This window comes from Curvibacter microcysteis (assembly GCF_028649455.1).
In the GTDB taxonomy this organism is placed as follows: Bacteria; Pseudomonadota; Gammaproteobacteria; order Burkholderiales; family Burkholderiaceae_C; genus Curvibacter; species Curvibacter microcysteis.
This window is the reverse complement of the sequence record NZ_JAQSIO010000014.1, coordinates 41967-50970: the sequence shown is the minus strand read 5'-3', so window position 1 is coordinate 50970 and position 9004 is coordinate 41967. Positions and strand designations below refer to the sequence as shown.

The 9004-nt window shown below is 68.9% G+C and carries 9 protein-coding genes, 1 pseudogene and 1 riboswitch; of the genes and pseudogenes, 8 read left to right on the top strand and 2 right to left on the bottom strand.

The genetic code is table 11. The annotated features are described in order from the left end of the window. Positions 1 to 354: pseudogene (locus tag PSQ39_RS21050) on the top strand (methyl-accepting chemotaxis protein); the annotation flags it as partial. A gap of 515 nt (positions 355 to 869) precedes the next feature. On the opposite strand, the gene PSQ39_RS21045 reads toward PSQ39_RS21050, so the two are convergent. Both PSQ39_RS21045 and PSQ39_RS21040 read right to left on the bottom strand, forming a co-directional pair. Next, the gene (locus PSQ39_RS21045; RefSeq protein WP_273929552.1) at positions 870 to 1247 is read right to left on the bottom strand and encodes a cell division protein ZapA; all 378 of its coding nucleotides are present in this window, start codon (positions 1245 to 1247) and stop codon (positions 870 to 872) included. 4 nt (positions 1248 to 1251) lie between these two features. Next, on the bottom strand, positions 1252 to 1473 hold the full coding sequence (locus PSQ39_RS21040; protein WP_273929549.1) for a cell division protein ZapB: 222 nt from the start codon (positions 1471 to 1473) through the stop codon (positions 1252 to 1254). A 36-nt stretch (positions 1474 to 1509) separates the two neighbouring features. After that, a riboswitch (cobalamin riboswitch) is annotated at positions 1510 to 1756 on the top strand. 91 nt (positions 1757 to 1847) lie between these two features. On the opposite strand from PSQ39_RS21040, the gene PSQ39_RS21035 reads away from it, so the two are divergent. Genes PSQ39_RS21035 through cobO form a run of 7 tightly spaced genes read left to right on the top strand, consistent with a single transcriptional unit; the run spans position 1848 to position 8965 of the window. Then, positions 1848 to 3722, top strand: a complete 1875-nt coding sequence (locus PSQ39_RS21035; protein ID WP_273929547.1) for a TonB-dependent receptor domain-containing protein — start codon at positions 1848 to 1850, stop codon at positions 3720 to 3722. Then, positions 3719 to 5065 (top strand): cobyrinate a,c-diamide synthase, encoded by a 1347-nt coding sequence (locus PSQ39_RS21030; RefSeq protein WP_273929544.1) that lies wholly within the window; start codon positions 3719 to 3721, stop codon positions 5063 to 5065. The genes PSQ39_RS21035 and PSQ39_RS21030 overlap by 4 nt, the downstream gene beginning before the upstream one ends. Next, the gene (cobU, locus tag PSQ39_RS21025) at positions 5062 to 5631 is read left to right on the top strand and encodes a bifunctional adenosylcobinamide kinase/adenosylcobinamide-phosphate guanylyltransferase (RefSeq protein WP_273929542.1); all 570 of its coding nucleotides are present in this window, start codon (positions 5062 to 5064) and stop codon (positions 5629 to 5631) included. The genes PSQ39_RS21030 and cobU overlap by 4 nt, the downstream gene beginning before the upstream one ends. Positions 5632 to 5651: 20 nt before the next feature. Further along, positions 5652 to 6521 carry an ABC transporter substrate-binding protein gene (locus PSQ39_RS21020; RefSeq protein WP_273929563.1) on the top strand — a complete coding sequence of 290 codons (870 nt, stop codon included), beginning with the start codon at positions 5652 to 5654 and terminating at the stop codon, positions 6519 to 6521. A 59-nt stretch (positions 6522 to 6580) separates the two neighbouring features. After that, positions 6581 to 7585, top strand: coding sequence for a FecCD family ABC transporter permease (locus PSQ39_RS21015; RefSeq protein ID WP_273929561.1), 1005 nt, complete (start codon positions 6581 to 6583; stop codon positions 7583 to 7585). Next, positions 7582 to 8406 (top strand): ABC transporter ATP-binding protein, encoded by an 825-nt coding sequence (locus PSQ39_RS21010; protein WP_273929539.1) that lies wholly within the window; start codon positions 7582 to 7584, stop codon positions 8404 to 8406. The genes PSQ39_RS21015 and PSQ39_RS21010 overlap by 4 nt, the downstream gene beginning before the upstream one ends. After that, entirely contained in the window at positions 8396 to 8965 is a 570-nt protein-coding gene (cobO, locus tag PSQ39_RS21005) for a cob(I)yrinic acid a,c-diamide adenosyltransferase (RefSeq protein WP_273929537.1), read from the top strand. The genes PSQ39_RS21010 and cobO overlap by 11 nt, the downstream gene beginning before the upstream one ends. Positions 8966 to 9004 lie beyond the last annotated feature (39 nt).

The window sequence follows — 9004 nt, the reverse complement described above, 5'->3', positions numbered from 1 at the left end:
GGCATTGCCCAGGTGGGCGACGCGGTGAACCAGCTGGACCAGGTGACGCAGCAAAACGCGGCCTTGGTCGAGGAGAGCGCGGCCGCCGCCGACAGCCTGCGCAACCAGGCGGCACGCCTGGCGGAGGTGGTCAGTGCCTTCAAGCTCCAGGGGGGTGCGGGTCTGTCGATGGCCCAGCCCCTGCGCTCGCCGCATCCCGCAGCGTGGCGGGCTCCCACGCCAGCCCCGGTCGCTGCGTCCGCCCCCAAGCCCACCTTGGCGCGCGCAGCGCCTGCCAAAGCGCCGGCGCTCGCTGCCGCTCCCAAGCCTGTCGCACCCGCTGCAGCGGGCGCAGACGACTGGGAATCCTTTTAAGGGTGTTCGTCCCGGCCCTGCTTGCCGCGACCCGGCCGCCCACCAGCCAATGGGCCGTCAGGCCCAAAGCCACCGGCCAGCCGGTGATGCAGCCGAGGGCGAGGGGGCGTTGGTTGAGCCGTGATCCATGAAAAAAGCCACCGCGAGAGGGTGGCTTTTGAATGGGCGGGCCAGCCTCAAGGGCTGACCTGCCTGGGTGCCCGTCACGAGCCGTGACCAGCACCCTGTGTAGGTGTCTGCGAGTACCACCGGACCGGCATCCTGAACCGGGGGTTCAGGTGGGCAAGGGCAGACTGACGTTGGGTTCATCTGACGCGAGACGATCACGCTCACCAGCCAATGTACCAAGCCCGGGCTCAATGAGCATTGGTTCAAGGAAATATAAAGCCCGGCGCGTACCGCAGACGGTTTCTATTGTAGGCCCGACTGGGGGGCTTGCCAGGCTTCGTGGTCTGAGAGACAGCGGCTTGAAGGGCTTTTATTTGACGCACGCCCTGCGCGGGTGCAAGGCAGATTCAGATCAGGTGGCCGTCGTCACCCAAAGCGGCGTCGAGCTGGGCCATGAGCTGGCTGAGGCGGGCTTGCCGCGCGGGGTCCTCCGCGGCGTGTGTCGCGGGGTCTGGATTGGGCTGCGCGGTGGAGCCCGCCTGCTGGGCCTGGCGCGCCAGGGCCTGGGCTTGCAGGTCGGCGGTTTCACGGTCGGCCAGTTCAAAGGCAAAGTTCAGGGCGGCCAGCACCGCAATGCGGTCCCGTGCACGCACCTTGCCGGCGTCGCGGATCTTGCACATGGCGGTGTCGAGCCGTTCAACCGCGTCCAGCAAACGCGACTCGCGACCTTCGGGGCAGGCCAGCAAGTAGCTCTGCTGCATGATCTGAACTTCGACTTGTTTCATGTCCTTAGGCGGCGTCAGTGGGCGGCGGGGGCAGGCGTTCCAGCAGGGCTTCGACCCGTGAGCGCGCGGCGTTCAAGCGGGATTTGAGGCTGTCACGCTCGCGGGACAGTGCAGACACTTGCTCGGTGAGCAGTTGGTTGGTGCGCTGCAACTCTTCGTGGCGCAGCAGCAGCCGCTCAACTCGATCGGCGATCTGGTCAATGGGGTGCGGGACTGCGTTGGACATACAGCCCGTCATTGTAGGCCGAGCGTCAGTGAATAGTTTTAAAATGAAAGGGTTGGTGCTCGCGGTGTGGTTCGCATGCCGCAGTTCAACGGGAAGCAGGAACGGGCCTCGCCGCTGGCGAAATCTCCCCAAACCTGCGCTGCCCCCGCAACGGTCAAGCAGACGGGTCGCTCCGCGATCCGGCCTTTTTCACATCAGCCACTGGATGCTCTGAACACGCATCTGGGAAGGCGAGAAAGGTAGGTCTGCCAGCCCGGATACCGGCCAACAAGGTGGTGACCACCCCAGACGTCTCGCGACGGCTGAGGTGTTTGCCGTGACGTCCAATGCTGGCGGGGATGCCGGCGCGGACCAACTTGCTTTGTTTGTTTTCCATGAAGAACCCCACCGTTCGCTTGTGCGCTGCTGCGCCCGCTGTCTCCGCACGCCTGGCCTTGTTGCCGCTGGCCCTGTCGGCTTTCACCTTGCCCGCTTTGGCTCAAACCGCTTCGTCTGCGCCCGTGTTGCTGGCGGCCCTCAACCCGCTCAAAGAAACCGTGGTCACCGCCACCCGCACCGAGCAACCCCTGGCCGACCTGGTGGCTGATGTGTCCATCATCGACCGCGAGACCATTGAAAACAGCGGCCTGGGCGGCTTGGCCGATGTGCTCGCCCGCTTGCCCGGGGTTGAAATGTCGCGCAACGGCGGCCCGGGTGCCACCACCAGCCTGTTCCTGCGTGGCGCCGAGACCCGCTTCACAGCCGTCTACATCGACGGCGTGCGGGTGGATTCACAGTCCACCGGCGGCGCGGCCTGGGAGTCCATTCCCCTGGGCCTGATCGATCGCATCGAAGTGCTGCGTGGCCCGGCCGGCGCCGTCTACGGCTCCGACGCGATCGGTGGCGTGGTGCAAATTTTCACCAAGAAGGGCGAGGGCGCGCCTCAGCCCACCGTGGGCGTGGGGCTGGGCAGCCTGCGCAGCACCCATGCCGAGGCCAGCCTGAGCGGCAGCCAAAATGGGATCGATTACGCGCTGGGCGTGCAAAACAACACCAGCCTGGGTTTCAACGCCCGCACGGTGGCTACCGCCAATCCAGATCGCGATGGCTACCGCAGCAACTCTGGTTACGCCCGATTGGGTGCCCAGCTCAACCGGGACCACCGCCTCGAAGCCACGCTGCTGGCCAGCAACATGAACTCAGGCTACGACGCCAGCCTCAAGGCCGACGACCGCAACATGCACCGCCTGTATGCCGCTGGTCTGAACTGGATGACCCGTTGGAGCGACACCTACACCAGCCGGGTCAGTGTGACCGAGTCCTCGGACCACTACACCACCCAGCCCTCGCCCTACCAGACCACCACCCGCTTGCGCGGTTACCTGTGGCAAAACAACTGGAAGATCGGCCTGGCCTCGGTCTCTGCCGCCTTGGAGCGCAAGGAAGACCACTTGGTCAACAGCCCCATCGACCGCAGCCGTTCGCAAGACGCCCTGGCCCTGGGCTATGGCTTGCGCCTGGGTGAGCACACGCTGCAACTCAATGTGCGCCACGACCGCGACAGCGAGTTCGGCGCCCACAACACGGGCAGCGTGGCCTATGGCTATGCGATCACGCCCGCCTGGCGCGCCACGGCCTCGGCCGGCACGGCTTTCCGCGCGCCCACGCTGTACCAGCGCTTCAGCGAATACGGTCTGGCCAGCTTGCAACCAGAGACCAGCCGCAACCTCGAAGTGGGTCTGCGCTACCAGCAAGGCGGCAGCCTGTTCGGCGTGGTGGTCTACCAGAACAAGGTCAGCAACCTGATCAACTTTGGCGGTGCGGGCGCGTGCCGCTCGCCGTTTGGCTGCTACGCCAACACCGGCCGAGCCGAGTACTCGGGCGTCACCTTCACGGGTGAACAACGCGTGGCCAGCGTGCTGCTGCGCGGCTCGCTGGACGTGCAAGATCCCAAGGACCTGACCACCAACAAGCAACTGGCCCGCCGCGCCCGCCAGCACGGCACCCTGGGGGCGGAGACCCGTTACGGTCAGTGGCTGCTGGGTGCTGAAGCCCAATGGTCGGGTCGCCGCTACGACAACGCCGCCAACACCGTCACCCTGGGGGGCTACACGCTGTTCAACCTGCGTGCCAGCACCGAGATCGCGCCGGACTGGAAGCTGTTGGCCCGGGTCGACAACCTGGCCGACAAGTCCTACCAGTTTGCCAACACCTACGCCAATGCGGGGCGCCAGCTCTACGTCGGCCTGCTCTGGTCGCCGCGCCGATGAGCCACAGCCGGGCTTGGTGCCCCGTCGTCCTGGTGGCGGCCCCGGCCTCGGGCCAGGGCAAGACCACCGTCGCCTCGGCGCTGGCGCGGCTGCACCGCCGCGCCGGGCGCCGGGTGCAGGCCTTCAAATGCGGGCCTGATTTTCTCGACCCTTTCTGGCTGAGCCTGGCCAGTGGCGGACCCGTGCATTCGCTGGACCTGTGGATGAACGGCGAGGCCGATTGCGCCCGCCGTTTGCAGCAAGCGGCCAGCCAGTCCGATCTGGTGGTGGTCGAAGGGGTCATGGGCCTGTTCGATGGCCAGCCCAGCGCCGCCGACCTGGCCCGGCGCTTTGGCCTGCCGGTGCTGGCGGTGGTGGATGCCTCGGCCATGGCAGGCACTTTTGGCGCCTTGGCTTTTGGCCTGCAGCACTACCAGCCGGGCTTGCCCTGGCTGGGCGTGCTGGCCAACCGCGTGGGCAGTGAGCGCCACGCACAGATGTTGCTCGACGGCCTGCGTGAGCCCAGCACCTGGCTCGGGGCCCTGCCGCGTGACGGTGCCTGGACCTTGCCCGAGCGCCACCTGGGCCTGGTCTCTGCGCAAGAACTGCCCGACGCCCTGGCCCGCCTGGACGCGGCTGCCGACGCCTTGGTGGCCACCCCTCTGGGCCAGCGCGATCTGGCCGACGCCACCCAGTGGCCACGCTGGGACGGCCCCGGCTTGATCGACCCTGCTGAGCCCGTGGCGCCTCGCCTCGCGGGTCGCCGCATCGCGGTGGCGCGCGATGCCGCGTTTTGCTTCATCTACCCCGCCAACCTTGACACCTTGCAGGCGCTGGGAGCGGAGCTGTGTTTCTTCTCGCCCTTGAGTGACGAGGCCGTGCCGGCTTGTGATGCGCTGTGGCTGCCCGGCGGCTACCCCGAGCTGCACGCCCAAGCCCTGGCCGCCAACCCGGCCATGCAGGCCAGCTTGCAGGCCCATGTGGCGGCCGGCCGGCCGGTGTGGGCCGAGTGCGGCGGCATGATGGCTTTGTTTGACGAGTTGGTCGGTGTGGACGGCCAGGTCCACGCAGGCTGGGGCCTGTTGCCTGGCCGGGTGCTGATGCAAAAGCGCCTGGCTGCCTTGGGCCCGCAACAGTGGGACACCGGTGCCGGCGTGCTGCGTGGGCACACCTTCCACTACTCGCGCTGCGAGACGGCGCTGCAACCCATCGGCCACAGCCAACGCCCCAACCAGGCCGGCCCCACCCACGAGGGCGAGGCGGTGTATGCACAGGGCTCCGTGCGGGCCAGCTACTTCCACGCCTGGTTCGCCTCGGCTCCCGAGGCCGTGGCGCGCTTGTTTTTACCTGCGGAGGCCGCATGAGCCAAGCGACGCACGAGTTCATTCTGGGCGGTCAGAAAAGCGGCAAATCGGCGCGTGCCGAGACCCTGGCCCAGGTCTGGCTGCAAAGCCCGCAGCGCCAGGCCTGGCTGATCGCCACCGCCCAGCCCTGGGACGATGAGATGAGCCAGCGCATCGCCCGCCACCAGCAAGACCGCGCCCTGCGCGTGCCGGGGCTGCGCACCCACGAAGAACCGCGCCAGCTCGCCGAGGCCCTGCGCCGCCTGAGCGCCCCCGACACCCTGGTGGTGGTGGATTGCCTGACCCTGTGGCTGACCAACTGGCTCATGCCCGCCCCGGGCCAAGCGGCCCAAGATGCCGAGGCCCCGGTGGCCGAGTTGCTGCGGGCCCTGGCCCAGGTGCGCGGCCCGGTGGTGCTGGTGGGCAATGAGATCGGTCTGGGCGTGATCCCCATGGGCCGCGAGGTGCGCCAGTTTGTCGACCGCCTGGGCCGACTCAACCAGCAAGTGGCTGCGGCCTGCGATCGGGTCACCCTGATGGCGGCTGGCCTGCCCCTGAGCCTCAAAGCCGAGAATCCGCAGCCATGACCCAGCCCTTCCTGATTTTGATGCGCGCCACCTGGGCCTGCGCCTTGGCCGCCGCCACCCTGCTGGGCCCAGCCTGGGCCGCCTACGAGGTGCAAGACGACCGGGGCCAGTCGGCACGGTTTGAGCAGCAGCCGCAGCGCATCATCAGCCTGCTGCCGTCCCTCACCGAGTCCTTGTGCGAGATGGGCGCCTGCGCCCGCCTGGTCGGGGTGGACCGCTATTCCACCTGGCCGGCCAGTGTGCGCGCCTTGCCCCACCTGGGGGGCTTGGACGACGCCAATGTCGAGGGCATCGTGGCGCTGCGTCCCGATGTCGTGCTGCTGGCCAAGTCGGCCCGCGTCACGCCCCGGCTGGAGCAGTTGGGCCTCAAGGTGTTGGCGCTCGAGCCCAAAAGCCATGCCGACGTGCAGCGCGTGCTGCAGAAGATCGGCCAGGTGCTGCAGGTGCCTGAGGCCCAGGGCGCGGCCCGCATCTGGCGCGTGATCGACGCCGAGGTCTCGGCAGCGGCCCAGTCCCTGCCGGCGCGCGTGCGCCAGACCCGCGTGTACTACGAGGTCAACCGCGCGCCCTATGCCGCCAGCGAATCCTCTTTCATTGGCGAAACCCTGACCCGCCTGGGCGCGCGCAATGTGGTGCCCGCCTCGCTGGGGCCGTTTCCCAAGCTCAACCCTGAATTTGTGGTGCGGGCCAACCCCGACCTGATCATGATCGGCGACCGCAACTTTGAAGGCCTGAGCCAGCGCCCGGGCTGGGAGCGCATCCGCGCGGTGCGCGAGAACCGCATCTGCCGCTTCCCGCCCGAGCAGTCCGACGTGCTGGTGCGCCCGGGCCCGCGCATGGGCGAGGCCGCCCGGCTGATGGCGCGCTGCCTGCAGGAGATGGCCCCGTGAGCGCGCCCAGCTGGCCTGTGCCCCCGTCCTCCGTCCCTGCGGCCTGGACGCGCGCGGGCCTGCACCCGCTGTCTTTGCTCTTGGGCTTGCTGGCGCTGGCCGGGGTGTTGTTGGTTTTGGGCCTGTGCGTGGGCAGCACCGGCCTGAGCCCACTCAGCGAGCTGCTCAACGACCCCTTGGCGGGCCAGATCGTGCTCGACATCCGCCTGCCGCGCACCCTGGGCGCGCTGGCCGCGGGCGCCTTGCTGGGCCTGGCCGGCGCCGTGGCGCAAGGCCTGTTTCGCAACCCCTTGGCCGACCCGTATTTGCTGGGCAGTGCCTCGGGCGCCTCGCTGGGCGTGGCCACCGCCCTGGTGCTGTTGGGCCTCAAGCCAGCGTCCATGCTGATGTCCCCCGACTGGCTGACGCGGCTGGGCCTGACCGGCGCGGCCTTTGTGGGCGCGGTGCTGGCGGTGGGCCTGACCTTGCTGCTGGCCCGTGGCGTGCAGCAAACCCTGCGCCTGCTGCTGGCCGGGGTGATCGTGGGCGTGGTGCTGGGCGCCATGACCTCGCTGCTCTTGCTTCGCGTGCCCGACATCATGCAGCCCATGCAGGCCTTCATGCTGGGCAACACCGGCTTTGTGGGCTGGACCTCGGTGCTGCTGATGAGCTCGGTCTGGGGCGTCTGCGGCCTGGCCGCTTTGGGCGCTTCGCGGGTGCTCGATGGCCTGTCGCTGGGCGAGGCCACGGCCCTGAGCCTGGGCCTGCCCCTGGGCGCTTTGCGCGTGCTGCTGGTGGGCGTGCTGGCGCTGGCCACGGGCACCGCCGTGGCGCAGACCGGTCTGATCGCCTTTGTCGGCCTGGCCGCACCGCACTTGGTGCGGGGCCTGGTCAAGGCGGGCCACGCCTGGCAGCTGGTCTTGGCCAGTCTGGCTGGCGGCTGCCTGCTGTTGGTGGCCGATGTGTTGGCCCGTTGGTGCACCGCGCCGCAAGAGCTGCCCGTGGGCGTGCTGACGGCCGTGCTGGGCGGCAGCTACCTGCTGTGGCTGATGCACCGCCGCGGCGGCCTGGGAGGGCGAGCATGAACCGCTGGCCTCCCACCACCACACTGGCGCTGCAGGCGCGCGGGCTGAACGCCGACTTGGGCGGCCGGCCGGTGCTGCATGGCATCGACCTCGCTTTGCCGGCGGGGCGCTGGACCAGCATCGTCGGCCCCAATGGCGCGGGCAAATCCACCTTGCTGCGCGCGTTGGCCGACCTGTTGCCGCACCAGGGCACGGTCGAGCTGCAAGGCCGGCGCCTGGCCGACTGGCCCGCGCGTGAGCGCGGCCAGCGCCTGGCCTGGCTGGGCCAGAGTGAACACGCGGCCGACGACTTGCTGGTGTGGGACGTGGCCATGCTCGGTCGCCTGCCGCACCGTGGCTGGTTGGCCGCCCCCGACGCCCGCGACCACGCGGCGGTGGAGCAGGCCTTGCGCTGCACCCAGGCCTGGGATTGGCGCCACCGCAGCCTGGGGCAACTGTCGGGGGGGGAGCGCCAGCGCGTGTTGCTGGCCCGTGCCCTGGCCGTGCAGGCGCCGGTGCTGCTGATGGACGAGCCCCTGGCCAACCTCGACCCACCGCACCAGGCCGACTGGCTGACCACCGTGCGCACCCTGGTGCGCCTGGGCCACACCGTGATCAGCGTCCTGCACGAGGTCAGCATGGCCTTGCAGGCCGACGACGTGGTGGTCATGGCCGCCGGCCGAGTCTTGCACCACGGTGCTGCGGCCCAGCCCGAGACCCAGCGTTGCCTGGAACGCGTGTTCGACCACCGCCTGGCCATCCACGCCCTGCAGGGCCAGTGGGTGGCTTTGCCCGTGCTGACGCCTTTTGAATCCCACCTCCGAGACCCCCATGCAGATTGAAACCCCGCCCACCGAGAAGCCCTATGACAAAGCCGAGGGCGAACGCCGTGGCCTGATCATCATCAACACCGGCGACGGCAAGGGCAAAAGCACGGCCGCCTTTGGCCTGGCCCTGCGCGCCCATGGACGCGGCAAGGCCGTGCACATCTACCAGTTCATGAAAGTGCCCAGCGCCCGTTTTGGCGAGCACCGCATCTTCGAGCAACTGGGTGTGCCGGTCGAGGGCCTGGGCGACGGCTTCAGCTGGAAGAGCAAGGACCTGGAGCACTCCGCCCAGCTGGCCCGCGACGGCTGGCAGCGCGCGCGGGACCTGATCCTGGCGGGTGAGCACTTCCTGGTCGTGCTCGACGAAATCACCTACCCGTTGATCTACGGCTGGCTGCCCCTGGACGAGGTGCTGCAGACCTTGCGTGACCGGCCCCGCCATGTGCACGTCGCCCTGACCGGCCGGCGCTGTCCCGAGGAGTTGATCGCCATCGCCGACACCGTGACCGAGATGACCCTCATCAAGCACGCCTTCCGCGCCGGCATCCCCGCGCAGCGCGGCATCGAGGACTGAGCCGCTTGAGCCCACCCAACTCCGCGTCCGAGCACGGCG